Source organism: Puia dinghuensis, from assembly GCF_014642875.1.
Classification (GTDB): Bacteria; Bacteroidota; Bacteroidia; order Chitinophagales; family Chitinophagaceae; genus Puia; species Puia dinghuensis.
Map to the genome: position 1 here is coordinate 540,628 of NZ_BMJC01000001.1, position 17,257 is coordinate 557,884.

At 57.2% G+C, this 17,257-nt stretch carries 12 protein-coding genes; 3 read left to right on the plus strand and 9 right to left on the minus strand.

Features of this window, described 5'->3' with window-relative positions:
* The 3 genes from IEY39_RS01955 (at nt 1) to IEY39_RS01965 (ending at nt 5,789) form a co-directional block, all read left to right on the plus strand.
* A complete protein-coding gene (locus IEY39_RS01955; protein ID WP_188927966.1) occupies nt 1-3,369 on the plus strand; it encodes a VCBS repeat-containing protein in 3,369 nt (1,122 codons plus the stop codon).
* 65 nt (nt 3,370-3,434) lie between these two features.
* Nucleotides 3,435-4,610 carry a galactokinase gene (gene galK / locus IEY39_RS01960; protein WP_188927968.1) on the plus strand — a complete coding sequence of 392 codons (1,176 nt, stop codon included), beginning with the start codon at nt 3,435-3,437 and terminating at the stop codon, nt 4,608-4,610.
* 15 nt (nt 4,611-4,625) lie between these two features.
* On the plus strand, nt 4,626-5,789 hold the full coding sequence (locus IEY39_RS01965; protein ID WP_188927970.1) for an aldose epimerase family protein: 1,164 nt from the start codon (nt 4,626-4,628) through the stop codon (nt 5,787-5,789).
* Here the strand turns inward: IEY39_RS01965 and preA are convergent.
* The 9 genes from preA to IEY39_RS02010 are packed head-to-tail and all read right to left on the minus strand — an operon-like array spanning nt 5,776 to nt 17,250.
* Nucleotides 5,776-7,044, minus strand: a complete 1,269-nt coding sequence (gene preA, locus IEY39_RS01970; RefSeq protein WP_188927972.1) for an NAD-dependent dihydropyrimidine dehydrogenase subunit PreA — start codon at nt 7,042-7,044, stop codon at nt 5,776-5,778. The genes IEY39_RS01965 and preA overlap by 14 nt on opposite strands.
* 2 nt (nt 7,045-7,046) lie before the next feature.
* Entirely contained in the window at nt 7,047-8,384 is a 1,338-nt protein-coding gene (locus IEY39_RS01975; protein ID WP_188927974.1) for an NAD(P)-dependent oxidoreductase, read from the minus strand.
* Entirely contained in the window at nt 8,381-9,247 is an 867-nt protein-coding gene (locus tag IEY39_RS01980) for a nitrilase-related carbon-nitrogen hydrolase (RefSeq protein WP_188927976.1), read from the minus strand. The genes IEY39_RS01975 and IEY39_RS01980 overlap by 4 nt, the downstream gene beginning before the upstream one ends.
* A gap of 2 nt (nt 9,248-9,249) precedes the next feature.
* A complete protein-coding gene (gene hydA / locus IEY39_RS01985; RefSeq protein ID WP_188927978.1) occupies nt 9,250-10,620 on the minus strand; it encodes a dihydropyrimidinase in 1,371 nt (456 codons plus the stop codon).
* The gene (locus tag IEY39_RS01990; RefSeq protein ID WP_188927980.1) at nt 10,604-12,121 is read right to left on the minus strand and encodes an NCS1 family nucleobase:cation symporter-1; all 1,518 of its coding nucleotides are present in this window, start codon (nt 12,119-12,121) and stop codon (nt 10,604-10,606) included. Before IEY39_RS01990 ends, hydA begins: the two co-directional genes overlap by 17 nt.
* Nucleotides 12,122-12,132: 11 nt before the next feature.
* Entirely contained in the window at nt 12,133-13,344 is a 1,212-nt protein-coding gene (locus IEY39_RS01995) for a DmpA family aminopeptidase (RefSeq protein WP_188927982.1), read from the minus strand.
* Between the two features lies 1 nt (nt 13,345).
* Nucleotides 13,346-14,704 (minus strand): aminotransferase class III-fold pyridoxal phosphate-dependent enzyme, encoded by a 1,359-nt coding sequence (locus tag IEY39_RS02000; protein WP_188927984.1) that lies wholly within the window; start codon nt 14,702-14,704, stop codon nt 13,346-13,348.
* A 14-nt stretch (nt 14,705-14,718) separates the two neighbouring features.
* Nucleotides 14,719-16,200 (minus strand): CoA-acylating methylmalonate-semialdehyde dehydrogenase, encoded by a 1,482-nt coding sequence (mmsA, locus tag IEY39_RS02005; RefSeq protein WP_188927988.1) that lies wholly within the window; start codon nt 16,198-16,200, stop codon nt 14,719-14,721.
* A 54-nt stretch (nt 16,201-16,254) separates the two neighbouring features.
* Entirely contained in the window at nt 16,255-17,250 is a 996-nt protein-coding gene (locus IEY39_RS02010) for a YncE family protein (RefSeq protein WP_188927990.1), read from the minus strand.
* Nucleotides 17,251-17,257 lie beyond the last annotated feature (7 nt).

The following is a 17,257-nucleotide window of genomic DNA, read 5'->3' on the forward strand; positions in this document are numbered from 1 at the left end:
ATGACGCTTATCCTCAAATGCCTGCTCTTCGGAGCAGGCTTTTTTCTTCTCGGCTGTGGCGGCAGGCCCGGCGGACAAGCTGGCGTGCAACCGCAGGCCGACTCCAATGAGCTGTTTGCGCTTGTCCCGGCGGAGAAGACGCATATTACGTTTAACAACCAGCTTACCGAGGGTCTCAACACCAATGTCCTGCTCTACGAATATTTTTATAACGGGGGTGGGGTAGCCATTGCCGATGTCAACGGGGACGGATGGGAGGACATCTATTTCTCCGGCAATATGACCGGCAATAAACTGTATCTCAACAAGGGCAACTGGCAGTTCGAGGATGTCACGGATGCCGCCGGGGTGGGGGGCAGGGAGGGGCCCTGGAAAACGGGCGTCTGCATCGCCGATGTCAATGGGGATGGCCGGCCCGACATCTATCTCTGTTATTCGGGCAAGGTTCCGGGCTACAAGCGGGTGAAGCAGCTTTTTATCAATGAGGGCAATGATGCCGCAGGGGTCCCACACTTCAGCGAGCAGGCGGCGAAGTATGGACTGGCTGATTCCAGCTATACTACACAGGCCTATTTCTTCGACTACGACCGGGATGGTGATCTCGATCTGTTGTTGCTGAATCACAACCCCAAATCCCTGCCGGTGCTGAACGAAGCAAGTACAGCAGCCATCCTAAAGCAGCCGAATCCAATGTGCGGGGTGCGACTCTTGCGCAATGACGGCGGCCATTTCCACGATGTAACGGAAGCCGCGGGCATCAGCAGCAGCGATCTTACGTATGGATTGGGGGCGGGTATTGCCGACATCGACGGGGATGGGTGGCCGGATATCTATATTTCGGATGACTATACCGTTCCGGATTACTTGTATATCAACCAGCACAACGGAACCTTTGTCAACCGGCTGTCTGAGTCTATCGGGCACACCTCGCAATTCTCGATGGGCAATGCGGTAGCGGATGTGAATAATGACGGCCGGCCGGATATCTTCACCCTCGACATGCTGCCGGAAGACAATCACCGGCAAAAATTATTGTTTGCGCCGGACAACTATGAGAAGTTCGAGCTGACGCTGAGAAGCGGGGGCTACTATCAATATATGCGGAACATGCTGCAGCTAAATAATGGGGATGGTAGTTTCTCGGAGATCGGTCAGTTGGCGGGGTTATCCAATACCGACTGGAGCTGGGCGCCGCTGTGGGCCGATCTCGACAACGACGGCTGGAAAGACCTTTTTGTCACCAACGGGTATGTCCGGGATTATACCAATATGGATTTTATCAAATTCATGGAGAACTATACCAGTGTCAAGGGCAGGTTAAAACGGGAAGACGTGCTCGACATCGTGGATCATATGCCCGCTTCCAATGTTACGAGCTATGTCTTCCGGAATGATGGGGGCGAGCCCGGCCTTGACGGGGGACTTCATTTTTCGAGTATGGGTCCGCGGTGGGGTATCCATTTGCCCGCCAACAGCAATGGTGCAGCCTGGGCCGACCTGGATAATGACGGCGACCTCGACCTCGTGGTCAACAACCTCAACAAGGAAGCCTTTATCTATGAGAACCGCGCCGGAAAGTTGAGCAGGAATCACTATCTGCAGGTGAAGCTGAAAGGCGCGGGGATGAATACCGCGGGCATCGGGGCGAAGCTGATCCTCTATAATAGGGGGAAGCTGCAATACCTCGAACAGCAGCCGGCGCAGGGGTATCAGTCCTGTGTCAGTCCCGTTTTGCATTTCGGGCTCGGCCAGGAGGCGACGGTGGATTCGCTGCGGGTAGTATGGCCGGACGGGCGGCAGCAGGTGTTGACGAATGTGGCGGGTGACAGGGTATTGACCCTGGAAGAGGCAGCCGCCTCGGGCCGGTGGCGGGCGCCGGCGGCTCCGCAACCGTTGTTCAGGGAGGTTCGTTCGCCGGTGGATGTTCGCTATTCGCCGGAGACGATCAATGATTTCAAGCGGCAGCCGCAGCTGGTGAATCCGTTGTCCTATGGGGCGCCGTGTATGGCGGTGGCCGATGTCAACGGGGATGGGGTGGACGACCTTTATACGGGAGCCGGCGGGGGCAAGCCGGGGGCATTGTTCCTGGGCCGTAAGGATGGTTCTTTTACCCCGGTGGCGGAACCCGCTTTTGCCGCGAGCAGCGGGTGCGAAGATGCGGATGCGCTGTTCTTTGACGCCAACGGGGATGGGCATGCGGACCTGTATGTCGTCAGTGGTGGCTATCATCATTACCAGCAGAGGGACAGTCTTTTACGCGACCGGCTTTACCTGGGAGATGGCAAGGGGCATTTTGTCCGGAGTGTCGATGCGCTGCCGGACATGCGCGTGGCCAAGAGTTGTGTACGGGTAGCCGATGTCAACGGGGATGGATATCCTGATCTCTTCGTAGGCGGGAGGGTCATTCCCGGGGAGTATCCGACCCCACCTTCCAGCTACCTATTGATCAATGATGGAAAAGGCCATTTCACCGATGAGACGGCGGTGTTGGCGCCCGGGCTGCAAAAGGCCGGCATGGTCACCGATGCGGCCTGGGCCGACCTCGATGGCGATGGCAAAAAAGAATTGATCGTGGTGGGGGAATGGATGCCGGTGATGGTGTTCAAGGACCAACAGGGAAAGCTGGTCGACCGCAGCCGGGATTTTTTCGACGCGGCATATAGCGGCTGGTGGAACCGGTTGCTGGTTGCCGATCTGGATAAGGATGGCAGACCCGATGTCATCATCGGCAACCTCGGAGAGAATGCGCAATGCAAGGCCGATGAGCAACATCCCGCCGAACTCTATTATAAGGATTTTGACGGCAATGGCACCATCGACCCCATGCTTTGTTTCTACTTCGGCGACACCAGCTATCCTTTTATGACGCGGGATGAACTCCTGCAGCAGGTGAGCAATATGAGCCAGCGATTCCCGGACTACAAGAGTTATGCGGAGGCGCGGCTGACGGATATTTTTCCGGCGGAGGCGCTCAAGGATGCGGGGCATTTGCGAGCTACCTGTCTGCGGACGGTATATTTCAAAGGCGGGACGGACAATCGGTTGCATGAACAGCCACTGCCGGTACAGGTGCAGTATTCACCTGTCTTTACGATCACCCCGCTGGATTATGACCAGGATGGGAAGGAAGACCTGCTGCTGTGTGGGAATATTACGCATTCCCGCCTGCGGTTTGGGAAATACGACGCCAATTATGGGGTGTTGCTGAAGGGCGATGGAAAGGGGCATTTCGAGTATATCGACCAGCCGCATTCCGGTTTTCATCTGCGGGGGGATGTCCGGTCGGTCGCCGGGTGGCAGGGAATGCTGCTTTTTGGGCTCAATGGGGAGGGGATCAAGGCGTACAGGACGGTTGCTACCAGGAAATAAATTTATTTTATTTTCCGTCAAAATAGATGTTATTTTGACATTTACAGCATCGCCATATTCCACTTATGATCGCAACTACACCAGTCTATTCGCTTGCCTCCCAGGTAGCCAAGAAATTCAAAGAAATATTTTCCGTCGATGACGCCCTGGTGGTCAGGTCGCCCGGCCGGGTCAACCTCATCGGGGAGCATACCGACTACAACAACGGGTTTGTCCTGCCCGCTGCCATCGACAAGGCCATCTTCATGGCGATAGATCGCCGGAGTGACGAGGAAGTGCATCTCTTTGCCATGGATTATGACCAGTCCTACCGGGGACCAGTCAAGCCGCTGACGCCATCCGCGCTGCACTGGCCCAATTACATCCTTGGGGTCGTAGAGCAGCTGCAACAGATGGGTCATTCCGTTGGGGGCTTTAACTGTGTATTTGCGGGTGATCTCCCGCTGGGGGCGGGATTGTCCTCCTCGGCGGCGTTGGAATCTGCGACGGCTTTTGCCCTGAACCAACTATTCGGGCTGGGGCTTGACACTATGACGATGGTCAGGATTGCCCAAAAAGCGGAGAACGAATTTGTAGGGTTGCAGTGCGGGATCATGGATATGTTTGCCAGCATGTTCGGCCGGAAGGACCAGGTGATCCGGCTGGACTGCCAGTCGCTTGACTATACCTATTTTCCTTTCCAAACCAATGGCCTGCGTATCCTGCTGCTGGACACAAAGGTGGAGCATTCCCTTGCCTCCAGCGAATATAATATCCGGCGGCAGCAGTGTGAGGCGGGGGTGAAGCTGGTACAAAAGCATCACCCGCATGTAAAAAGTCTGCGGGATGTCACTGCCGGGATGTTGGCGGATATCGTGGGTCCGGCGGATGAGCTGATCTACAAGCGTTGTAGTTTTGTCGTGGAAGAGAATGCACGTGTGCTTGCCGGCACGGAGGACCTGCAGCGTGGCGATGTAGCCGCCTTTGGTCAGAAGATGTATGCCTCGCACGAGGGGCTGAGCCGCAAATACGAGGTCAGCTGTCCCGAGTCGGACTGGCTGGTTGAACAGGTGAGCAGGGAGGAAGGTGTTCTCGGGGCTCGCCAGATGGGTGGCGGATTTGGCGGATGTACGATCAACCTGGTGAAAGCGGATGTTATCGATGGGCTGACGGCGAAGATCGCTCCCTTGTACCGGAAGGCGATGAACCGCGAGCTGAAATGGTATATCGGGCAGATAGAGAATGGCACCTCCGTCGTGTAAAAAATATCTTGCTATATGAATAAACTTCTTTTCACTTCCCTGGCCCTTGCGGCAGGCCTGATGGCTGGTTGTGGCGGTGGTAACACCCCGGCAGCCAGCGCCGACAGTACGACTATGATGAAAGCAACTCCCGCATCCCTTCCTGCCGTTGCCGCCTTCAACGATACAGTTGACGGTAAGCCTACGACACTATATTTGTTAAAGAACCATAGTAAGACACAGGTGGCCATTACCAATTATGGCGCAAGAGTGGTGAGCCTGCTGGTGCCGGATAAGAACGGCGTGCTGACGGATGTTGCGGTCGGCTATGACAGCATCGGACTGTACCTGCATCAGCCGGAGAGTTATTTCGGCGCGATAGTGGGCCGCTATGGGAACCGGATAGCGAAGGGTAAGTTCAAGCTCGACGGAAAGGAATATACTCTTGCTACCAATAACGGGGTCAACTCCCTCCATGGCGGGAAAAAGGGTTTTGGCGCGGTGGTTTGGACAGGGAAGCAGTTAAGTGATTCCTCCGTGGAGCTTTCCTACCTCAGTAAAGACGGGGAGGAAGGGTATCCGGGGAATCTTCAGGTGACGGTGACCTATACGCTCACCGGGGATAATGGGTTGAATATCCACTATGAGGCTTTCACAGACAAGGCTACGGTGACGAATATCACCAACCATACTTATTTCAACCTGAATGGACAGGGCAGTGGCACTATCAACAACCACCTGTTGTCTATCAACGCCAACCAATATACACCGGTCGACTCTACACTAATCCCTACAGGGAAGCTCGATCCCGTTGCCGGAACACCTTTTGATTTTCGCCAGCCGACGACTATCGGCTCGCGGATCGATGCGGACAACCAGCAGTTGAAGTACGGAAAGGGATACGATCACAATTTTGTGCTCGATATTCGGGACTCGGTAGCGGTTACTGTTACGGGTGATAAGAGCGGCATCGTGATGAAGGTATATACCGATCAGCCCGGTGTGCAGTTCTATAGCGGCAACTTCATGAAAGGCGCCAATCCCATCAAGGGAGGCAAGCGGGATGACTACCGCAGCGCTTTCTGCCTGGAGACCCAACATTTTCCCAACAGTCCGAATGAACCGTCCTTTCCTTCGACGGAGCTGAAGCCGGGGCAAGTCTGGCGCAGCACGACGGTGTATGCTTTCAGTGATCATTGAGGGGCAGACCGCGGCGCTGGAACTCCTTCCAATTGAGGTAGTCGGGTCCTACCCGCTTTTCGACCATCGTGATACAGCTATCGACGGGGCAAACCAGCTTGCAAAGATTGCAGCCTACGCATTCTTCTTCCTTTATCGTGTATTCATTGTACGGGTGGCCGGGCGTCAGCGAAATCGACTGATGTGAAGCATCCTCGCAAGCGATGTAGCAAAGTCCGCAGTGGATGCATTTATCCGGATTGATGCGGGCGACGATGTGGTAGTTGAGATCGAGGTCTTCCCAGGAAGTGAGGGTTTGAACCGACCGGCCGATGAAGTCGGTGGTTTTGGTAAAGCCCTTTTCATCCATCCAGTTGCTGAGTCCATCGCAGAGATCGTCGATGATACGAAAGCCGTGTTTCATGACGGCGGTGCACACCTGTACGGTGGTGGAGCCGAGGAGCATGAATTCCGCCGCGTCCTTCCAGGTGCTGATGCCGCCGATGCCGGAGACGGGGACACGGGAGGTGACGGGGTCCTGGGCGATGGTGGTCAGCATCTTCAGGGCGATGGGTTTTACGGCGGGGCCGCAATAGCCGCCAAAGGTGCTTTTGCCGCCGACGTTGGGGTTGGGGATGAAGGTGTCGAGATCGACGCCGGTGACGGATTGGATGGTGTTGATCAGCGAGAGGGCCTGGGAGCCTGCTTCGACGCTGGCGCGGCCGGTGGGTACTACGGAGTGGACGTTGGGCGTGAGTTTGGTGATGACGGGTATCGTAGCCACTTCCATTACCCATTCGACGACGAGCCGGGCGATCTCCGGATCCTGGCCAACTGCCGCTCCCATACCGCGTTCGGTCATGCCGTGGGGGCAGCCGAAGTTTAGTTCAAGGCCGTGTGCGCCGGTGTCTTCCACTTTTTTTATCAGTTCGTGCCAGCTTTGCCGGTCGTTGTCGGCCATCAGCGAGACGATCATGGCGCGATCGGGAAACAGGCGGACGCATTCTTTGATCTCGCTGAGGTTGAGGTCGAGGGGGCGGTCGCTGATCAGTTCGATATTATTCAGCCCCATGACGCGGCTGCCGTGATAGTCGACAGCGGAGTAACGCGAGGATACATTCTTTATCTGGCTGCCCAGGGTCTTCCAGACCACGCCGCCCCAGCCGGCTTCGAAGGCGCGGAGGACGTTGAACTGTTTGTCCGTGGGAGGCGCGCTGGCCAGCCAGAAGGGGTTTGGCGAGCGGATGCCGAGGAAATCGGTTTGGAGACTAGCCATAGTTAGTTATTTATGTATGATAGGATGGCCGCGGCGGCATCTTTGCCGGCCTGTACGGCGTCGACCACTTCCTTGCCGCCATTGACGTTATCCCCACCGGCAAAGACGCCTGGAATATTGGTTGCGCCGTTGCTGTCGATGCTGACGCGGCCTTTGTCATGTGCGATGGTTTCGTCGGCGACCAGCGTTTCATAAGGCATCTGTCCTGCTGCTTTGATGACCATATCCACGTCGAGAGTGATCGTCCTGCCCGTATCTACCGGCCTGCGGCGGCCGCTGGCGTCGGGCGGTCCCGGCTCCATGACGCTGCACAGCAGTTGGGTCACGCGGCCACCGGCGCCGAGGACGGATTTTGGCGCCGCCAGCCAGATGATGTTGCAACCGTCTAGTTTGGCAATATCCAGTTCTGTTTCGGTGCAAGGCATTTCGGCTTGCGTGCGGCGATAGACGAGGGTCACCTCTTTTGCTCCGAGGCGGCGGGCCTGGGTAGCGGCGTCGATGGCGGTCATTCCCATGCCGATGACGGCAACCCTATCGCCTACGGGTGTGGCGGGGTAGCCTTCGGCACGGATCGACCAGATGAAACGGATGGCGTCGACGACGCCTTCGAGGTCTTCGCCGGGGATATCCAGGCGGCGGGCGAGGCCCACGCCAAAGGCGAGGTAGACAGCGTCGTACTGTTGCCGGAGGTGGCTTAGCTGCAGGTTGCGGCCCAGCTGCTGTTCATAGCGGATGGCGATACCGCCGATGGAGAGGATATAGTCCAGCTCTTCCGCGCAGAACTCCGGGGTTATTTTATACGCGGCGACACCATAGGTCATGAGGCCGCCGCCTTTCTGTTCTTTCTCGTAGATGGTGACGTCGACACCCGCGCGGGCGAGGACATGCGCGGCGCTGAGACCCGATGGACCGGCGCCCACGATGGCCACCTTTTTGCCGGTGGGTTTGCTTCGTTGGAAGAGCGGCCATTTTTCGCGGATAGCCTTTTCCGTGGCATAGCGCTGGAGCCGGGCGATGGGGATGGGGGTTTCTTCCATGAGGTTGTAGACGCAGGCGCCTTCGCAGAGCTTCTCCACGGGACATACACGCGCGCAGCCGCCACCCATGATATTCGACTGAAAGATGGTGTGGGCGGAGCCTTTCACGTTGTCAGTGACTATCTGTTTGATGAACCTGGGCACATCGATGCCCGTAGGACAGCTTTTGGTACAGGGCGCGTCGTAGCAATACAAGCAGCGGTTGGCATCGACCAGTGCTGCATCCCGCGTTTCGAAGGGCGGGTGGATGTCGCTGAAGTTCTGCGCGTATTCGGCGTCGGAAAGGCGGTTGTCGCGGATCATAGTTCTGTCAATTTACCATAGGTTTCCGGCCGGCGGTCGCGGAAGAACTGCCAGACGCTGCGAACTTCGTCTATCTTGTCGAGATCGAATTCGGCGATGAGCAGCTCGTCCTTGTCTTCGGAGGCCTGGGCAAAGATCTGGCCGCGGGGGTCTACAAAATAGCTGCTGCCGTAGAAGCGGCCCAGATCCCAGGGGCGCTCTTCCCCGACACGGTTGATACAGCCCATAAAATAGCCGTTGGCGGCGGCGTGTGCGGGTTGCTCCAGCTTCCATAGATATTGAGACAGGCCGGCTACTGTAGCGGAGGGGTTATATACGATCTCGGCGCCGTTGAGGCCGAGGACGCGCGCCCCGTCGGGAAAGTGGCGGTCGTAGCAGATGTAGACGCCGACTTTGGCGTACCGGGTCTGGAAGACGGGATAGCCCAGGTTGCCGGGTTTGAAAAAGAATTTCTCCCAAAAACCAGAGGTGTGCGGGATGTGGTTCTTGCGGTATTTCCCGAGAAAGGTGCCATCGGCATCGATCACCGCAGCCGTGTTGTACAGTACACCCGCCTGCTCTTTTTCATAGACCGGGACGATCATGACCATGCTGTATTTTTTGGCATATTCCGTCATTCGCTGGATGGTGGGTCCCGGCACGGATTCGGCGGAGGCATACCAATCGCTGTTCTGACCGGGGCAGAAATACGGGGTATTGAATATCTCCTGCAGACAAAGGATCTGCACGCCTTTCTCGCCCGCCTCTTCGATGTAGGGGAGGTGTTTTTGCAGCATGGCTTCCTTGATCTCTTCGATGGTGCCTTCGCCTTCCGTCTTTGGAAGGCTCATTTGGATCAGACCTGATTTGATGATTCTTGCCATAATTAAACCTTGTTTCTTTTGATGAATTGGCCGTAGCCTTTTTCCACGAGACATGTATTGTTGTTGATGGCCACGCGGCCCCGAAGTAATACCGTCTTTACTTTTCCGGTGACTTCCCAGCCTTCATACGCCGAGTAATCGACATTCATGTGGTGGGTAGCCGCAGAGAGCGTGTGTTTTTCATTGGGATCGAAAAGAACGATATCCGCGTCGCTGCCGGGAGCGAGGGTTCCTTTTCGAGGCCACATGCCGAAAATTTTGGCGGCGTTGGTGGAGGCCACTTCGACGTATTTGTTGAGGCTGATGCGGCCTTTATGCACGCCTTCGCTGTAGAGCAGTTCCATGCGGTGCTCGATGGCGGGATGGCCGTTGGGGGTCTTCGAAAAATCCTTTTCGCCCATCAGCTTTTGCTTCCAGAGGAAGGGGCAGTGGTCGGTGGCAACCACGCGGACGAGTCCCTGGTTGATGCCGGCCCAGAGCGTTTCGCGATCTTTCGCCTTGCGCAGCGGCGGGCTCATGACCCATTTGGCGCCATCGAAATCCTTTTCATAGAGGCTGGCGTCGAGCAGGAGGTATTGGATGCAGGTTTCGACAAGAACGGTCTGGTTGCGCCGCGTTGCGTTGCGCACGGCATTTAAAGCCCCCTCACAGGTGAGATGAACAATATAACCCGGACAACCTGTATAATTGGCTATATCCGCGAAGCGGCCGCTGGCCTCGGCTTCCGTGACTTCCGGTTGTGAAAGATAATGATACAGCGGGGATAATTTTCCTTCGGCGCGGTGTTGGGCAATGAGGTAGTCGATCATGTCGCCGTTGGTGGCGTGGACGGTGACGAGGCCACCCTGGCGTTTTACTTCCTGCATGAGGGCGGTCATCTGGCGATCGTCGATCATCAGCGCGCCTTTATAGGCCATGAAGGTTTTGAAGGAGGTGATCCCTTCTTCTTCCACCATTTGCCTGATCTCCTTTTTTGTGTTGTCGTTGTAGTCGGTGACGGCCATATGGAAGCTATAGTCGCCGACGGCGGTGCCGCTTGCGCGTCCATTCCATTCCGCGAGGGCTTCATGCAGCGAATGCCCCTGTTTTTGCAGGACGAAGTCGATCACCGTCGTCGTCCCGCCAAATAGTGCGGCCCTTGTTCCTGTCTCGTGCGTATCGCTCGAGAACGTCCCCATGAAAGGCATATCCAGGTGCACGTGCGGGTCTATTCCGCCCGGCATGACCAGCAGCCCTTTTGCATCGATGGTGGTGTCGGCCTTTGCCGGCAGGTTGCGGCCGACGGCGGTGATGGTTTCGTCTTCGATGAGCAGGTCGCCGGTGAAGTCATCGGCGGCCGTTATGATCCTTCCGTTCTTAATCAGCAGTGACATAGATCTCCTCCTTGTTAAAATGGGTGGCGGTGATGGGTGTACGATAGGGGCGCATCAGCAGGGCATAGCTGCCGCCGGCAAGGGCAAACCCCACGAACCAGGCATAGCTGTATAACTGTATGATCCAGGCGGGAAAGGCATCGGGAGCCGCGGCGCCGATGGTGACCAGGAAGCCGGGGATATTGGGCAGGATGCCCAGCAGCAGGCTAACGATCGCATTGCGGTTGAAGCCATTGGTGTACCGATAGATGCCGTTGGGATCGTAGAGCGCTTTTACCGAGAGCTGTTGCCGCCGGATGAAATAATAATCGACGATGAGGATGCCGCCAACGGGTCCCAGCAGGCTGGAATAACCCACCAGCCAGGTGAAGATATAACCGCTGGGATCTGCCACCAGCCGCCAGGGGAAGATCAATATTCCGACGATGCCGGTGATGAACCCTCCGGTGCGGAAGCTGATCTTTGCCGGCGAGAGATGGGCAAAGTCGTTGGCCGGGCTGACGATATTGGCAGCGATGTTGGTAGCGAGGGTAGAGATGGCTACGGCGATCATGGCGATGCTCACAAGAAGCTTGTTATCGAATCGGCCGGCGAGCGCTACCGGGTCCCAAATAGTCGTGCCATAAATGATCGTCGTGGCGGAAGTAACGACAACGCCGATGAAGGCGAACAGCGTCATGGAGGGCGGCAGGCCCAGGGCCTGGCCTCTTATCTGCGCCTTTTGACTGACGGCATAACGCGTGAAGTCGGGGATGTTCAACGACAGGGTCGCCCAGAATCCGACCATACCCGTCAGCCCGGGGACGAAGAAGGCCCAGAAAGCCGCGCCGCTGTGAAATTTCGCGGGCTGGGTAAGGATGGGGCCAAGTCCGCCGTGTACGCTGGTGATCGCCCAGAAGAGCAGGGCCAGGGCCGCCAGCGGAAGGAAGAAGGCTTTAAAGACAAGGAGCTTGCGGATGCTGTCGACACCAAGCCAGACGATGTACATATTTAACGTCCAGAAGAGAAGGAAGCAGAGTGCGGGGCCGGAGGCGAGGCCGAGGGTTTTTGGGAGAGCAGGCAGGTGATCGAGGGCGGGGATCCACAGATGCAGCATTTGATAGAGGGCGAATCCGCCGATCCAGGTCTGGATGCCGAACCAGCCGCAGGCGACGATGGCGCGGAGCATGGCGGGGATATTGGCGCCTTTGGTCCCAAAAGAGGCCCGTGCGAAGACGGGGAAGGGTATCCCGTATTTTGCTCCGGCGCGCCCGTTGAGAATCATGGGGATCAGTACGATGGTATTGCCGAGGAAGATAGTAAAGATGGCCTGCCACCAGTTCATCCCGCCGCCGATGAGGCTGCTGGCCAGCATATAGGTGGGGATGCAGAGACTCATGCTGATCCAGAGAGCGGCATAGTTCCAGGTATTCCAGGTTCGTTGCTGCCGGCTCACGGGAGCGAGGTCTTCGCTGTAGAGCGAAGCGGAAGTATGGTCTGGTGCAAGGTTTTCGGCGGCCATAGGCGATCGATCTATTTTGTTGGGATGCGGTTGTATTGTCGGAGAATGCGGATGACGGCTGCTGTAGGCAGCCCATAGACGGTATTTCCGTTGATACCGGTTAGCGTCCTGCCCGCGAACAGGGCGTTGACGATGGCTTCTTCGGTGGCCTCGACGGTAGCAGTGAAGAGGGCATTGATATGATCGTTCGGCAGGGTGGTCACCGTCCGGTTTTCTGTATTGCTAAAGGCATGGGGGTTGGCCGTGGAGAAGACGATGAAGATATCACCCGAGCCGTTGCCGCCGATGCCGCCTGTCCGGGTGACGCCCAGGGGGATACGCTGGGCCAGGCGTTTGAGCTGACCCGGCAGGAGGGGAGCGTCCGTGGCGAGGACGACGATGATGGACCCCGTCTCTTCACGTGGTGGAGTAGAGGCAAGCCCGAGAGGTTGTTTGTCGATGGAATAGGGCAGGGTATCGCGCAGGGCTTTGCCTACGGGCACACCCGCAATGGTAAGTTGCTCCCGACTACCATGATTGCATTGCACGAGGACGCCGACAGTGTAGCCACCGGCACTTTTGTCCAACACCCGGGAGGCAGTGCCGATGCCCCCTTTGAACCCATAGCACATCATGCCTGTGCCGCCGCCGACACCGCCTTCTTCGACTGATCCGCCGTGGGCGCTGTCGAGCGCGTGGAAGACGTCTTCCTTGCGAACGTGCTGGCCGTTGATGTCGTTGAAGATGCCGTCATAGGTCTCGGCGACTACCGGGTAGGCATACCAGTAGTCATGATAGAAGGGAGTATAATAATGATGCTGATCCATCCATTGCCAGGCGGCGTCGCGGACGGTGCCGACGCTGCCGGTGTTGGTGATGAGGATGGGGGTTTCGAGGAAGCCGGATTCGGTGATCCAGTGCGTGCCCGTCATATCGCCGTTGCCGTTGAGGGTGTACCAGTTGGCATAGACGGGGTCGAAGGTGGTCCCGCGTGGCAGGATGGCGGTGACGCCGGTGCGGACGGGGCCTTTTCCTTTTACCAGCGGTCCGTTACCGCTGATAAGCGTGGTGTGGCCGACGGTGACACCCGGGACATCGGTGATGGCGTTGAAGGGGCCCGGGGCGCCGTCGAAGGGGATGCCGTAGTCGCGGGCGCGGTAGCCTGCGCTTTGGGCGGACGCCGTTGTGAAAAAAAACAGGAGCCACCCGCAGGAGAGCGGTAAGATGGTTTTTGTTATGTGCATGTTAGTTTTCAGTTACGTGTGCATCCGCAATCGTTAGAGCGTCACTGATCATAGCCAGCCCCTCATCCACCTGTTCGCGGGTGATGCACAAGGGCGGCGCGATGAAAACGTAGTTCCACCGGACAAAGGTGTACATGCCGAGCTGTTTCAGCCGGGCGGCCACCTGGTTCATAACGGTCATTTCCTCCGGCTTGGCATTGAAGGGAGCCATAGGTTCCTTTGTCTTACGGTTCTTCACGATCTCGAGGCAGCCAAGCAGGCCGGTATTGCGCCAATCGCCGATGCAGGGATGTTTCGCCTGAAGGAGAGCCACCTGTTCGTCGACATAGCGTCCCATGATGGCGGCATTTTCGATGAGGTTCTCGTCTTCATAGATCTTCAGCACTTCGAGGCCCGCGGCACAGGACACAGGATGAGCGGAATAGGTGAGGCCCAGCCAGAGGACGCGGTCGTTGAAATGCTCCGCAATTTTGTCCGTAACGATAAGGGCGCCCAGAGGTAAGTACCCCGCTGTTATCCCCTTTGCCGTCGCGATCATATCGGGGACGACGCCGTGCAGCTCGGAAGCAAACCATTTGCCTGTTCTGCCAAAGCCGCTCATTACCTCGTCGGCGATGAGCAGGATGCCGTATTTATCGCAGAGGGCTCGTACCTTCTTCAGATAGTCGGGTGGGTATTTGATACAGCCGGAGGAGCCGCTTTCGCCTTCCATGAGGATGGCGGCGATGTTTTCCGGTCCCTCGAATTCAATGACCCTTTCGATATGGGATACGCATTCCCGGTGGCAGGTCGTGATCTCCTGGTTCCAGGGGCAGCGATAGCAATAAGGGTCTTCGACGTGGATGATATTGGGCGCCTGCTGGGCGTCGGCGGGTAGTTTGCGGGGGTCGCCGCCTGCGGTCATCGCTCCATAGGAACTGCCATGAAAGGCGCGGTAGCGGGCGATGATCTTGTGACGGCCGGTGTAGAGCCGGGCCAGCTTAATGGCGTTTTCAATGGCGGTGGCGCCGCAGACAGTGAAGAGGGTCTTTTGCAGGTTGCCGGGGGTGATCTCAGCCAGTTTTTTGCCTAGTTCGCCGCGTGCTTTTGTCACGCAGGAGGGAGTAACATAGCTTACTTCCTGCATCTGCCGGACGACGGCTTCTGTAACGCGCTGGTTGCCGTGACCGATGTTGACATTCATCAGGCCAGAGGAGAAGTCGAGATATCGCTTCCCATCGTAATCGTAAAGATATACGCCTTCGGCGCGTTGAACGGCGATGGGATTGATACCTTTCTGTTTACTCCAGGAGAAGAGGGTATAGTCGAGATTTTCTTGTACGATCTCCTGGGTTTCGGATAGCGTGGTGGGTTGCGGCATATGGGAAATTTTTTTTAGCTCATCCAGTTGATGCCCGCTTCGGGATTCCATTTCACGGTGCTCTTTTTGAGGCGGGTCCAGAATTCGATGGAAGACTTGCCGGTGATGTCGCCGACACCGAATTTGCTTTCGTTCCAGCCGCCAAAAGAGAAAGGCTCGCGGGGCACCGGTACGCCGACATTCACTCCGACCATCCCGGCGCTGGCGCGGTCGATAACGTATCTTGCGTAGCCACCATTCTGGGTGAAGACAGAGGCGGCATTGCCATATGGGCTGGCGTTCTCGATGGCCAGGGCCTCGTCGAGCGTTTTTACACGCGTGATACTGATTACGGGGCCGAAGATCTCTTCGGTGGCGACGGCCATATCGGGCCGGACATAATCAATGACGGTGGGACCAACATAAGTGCCCCCTTCCTTCCCTGCGACGACATAGTTGCGGCCGTCGACGAGGATCTTTGCTCCCTGTTGTTCGGCTTCGGTGATATAGCTTTCGATCCTTTCTTTTGCGGCGCGGTCGATAACGGCGCCGAGGTTTTCGCCGGGGATGATGCGACGGGCTTCGGCGCAGATGCGGTTGATGATGTCGTCAACCGGTCCGACAGCCACCATCGCCGATGCAGCCATACAGCGCTGGCCGGCGCAGCCGCTCATAGAAGCCGCGACGTTCTGGGCCGTCATCTCGGGTTGGGCGTCGGGCAACACCAGCAGGTGGTTCTTGGCGCCGCCAAGGGCGAGGCAGCGTTTCAGGTTTTGGGTGGCGCGCCTGTAGACCAGTTTAGCCACTTTCGTGGAGCCAACGAAGGAGACGGCATCGATGCCGGGGTGATCGCAGATGGCTTCCACGGTAGCGCTATCACCGTTGATGATATTGAAGACCCCATCCGGCAGACCGGCTTCCTTCAATAAGAGGGCGAGGCGGGCTACGCTGAGGGGAACTTTTTCGGATGGTTTGATGATCATGCAATTACCCAGGGCAAGGGCATTGGGGATGGTCCAGTTGGGCACCATCGCCGGGAAATTGAACGGGACGATGGAGGCTACGACGCCCAGGGGGACATGTTCCGCGCGGCATTCCACACCCTTGCTCACCTCCAACACTTCACCGCCCATTAGATTCGGAAGCGCCGTGGCGAACTCGGTGAGCTCTATACACTTCTCTATCTCGGCGACAGCCTCCCCACGGGTCTTACCATTTTCTTCACTGACAAGGGCCGCTAATTCCCCGAGGTGTTGTTCCAACAGGTATTTATAGCGGAAGAAGACCTGGACCCGCTCTTTTATGGGCGTTCTGCTCCAGCGGGGGAAGGCAGCTTTTGCGGCGGCAACGGCAGCGTCCAGCTCACCGGTGGTGGCGCAGGGCATTTCTGCCAGGAGGCTGCCGTCGATGGGGGAAAAAACAAGGAGGCTTCGGCCAGAAGAGCTGGCGGCGAAACCTCCGTTTATGTAGTTGTTCAGGCGACCGTATTTGCTTTCGGTGGAGACGGCGGGTTCCATTGTATTTCGGTTTATGCACGGATCAGCCACCGGCCGTCCGAAATACAATTTAACTTATTTCCGGGTGACCACCAACACCCCGAATGTCCCGGGGATCATCTTCGGCCTTCCGCCGCCGGGTTCAGCGCCTTCCAAGTCTGCCGCCGGCAGATAGACTGCATGCATTTTGCTGTCAACCGCCACTGTCCGGGCGCTGCGTTTGGTAGGTACATTGTCGATGACGCTAAAGGAGGAAGCAGATGTTTCTTTGATGACGGTGAGCTTTCCTTCCCCGCAGGAGGCAAAGACCAGGTCGAGGCCTTCGTCAAAGCCAACTCCGTCGCAGCCGTCGCCGATGGGCAGTTTGGTGACGACGTTGCCGTTGGTGGCGTCCATGACGACCAGCTGCTTGTCACAGCCCGCAAAGAGCCGTTTGGTCTTTCTGTCTATTTCCAGGCCGGTGGGGCCTTCGGCGCCGAGGGGCCAGTTGGCTACAACCGTCTTACTACCGAGATCGACCACCGAGATCTTGTTCTTGTCTTCGATGTTGACATAGATCTTGCCGGCATTGTCGGATACGGCTGTTTCCGGTTTACCGTCCAGCGGGATGGTGGCCGTTACCTGTCCGGTGGCGGCGTCTATGACGGTGAGGTCGTGGCTTCTGCCATTGCAGGTGATGATCGATTTGGAGAAGGGGTCATACATGATGGCATCGGGATTTTGTCCCGTAGCGATCTGGCCTTGAACGGCAAAAGTCTTCAGATCGAATACGGTGACATTGTTGATCCGGCCGTTGCTGGTATATCCTTTTCCATGCGCCTCGTCGAAGGCAATGCCGTGAACACCGGTGGTGTTGGGGATGACCCCGATGGAGTCACCGGTTTTCGGATCGAGGATATTCACCTGGGTGCCGTGAGAGACGTAGATCTTGCCACCGGGGCCAACGGCAATATAGTCCCAGCCGCCGGGGCTTCCGATCTTAAAAGTTTTGGTCAGGGAGTAACCGCTCGTCTGCGCGCTGGCGGCGGCAGTGGCCAGGCAGAGTACGAAGGCAGGCAAAAGGAATTTCATGTGCGTT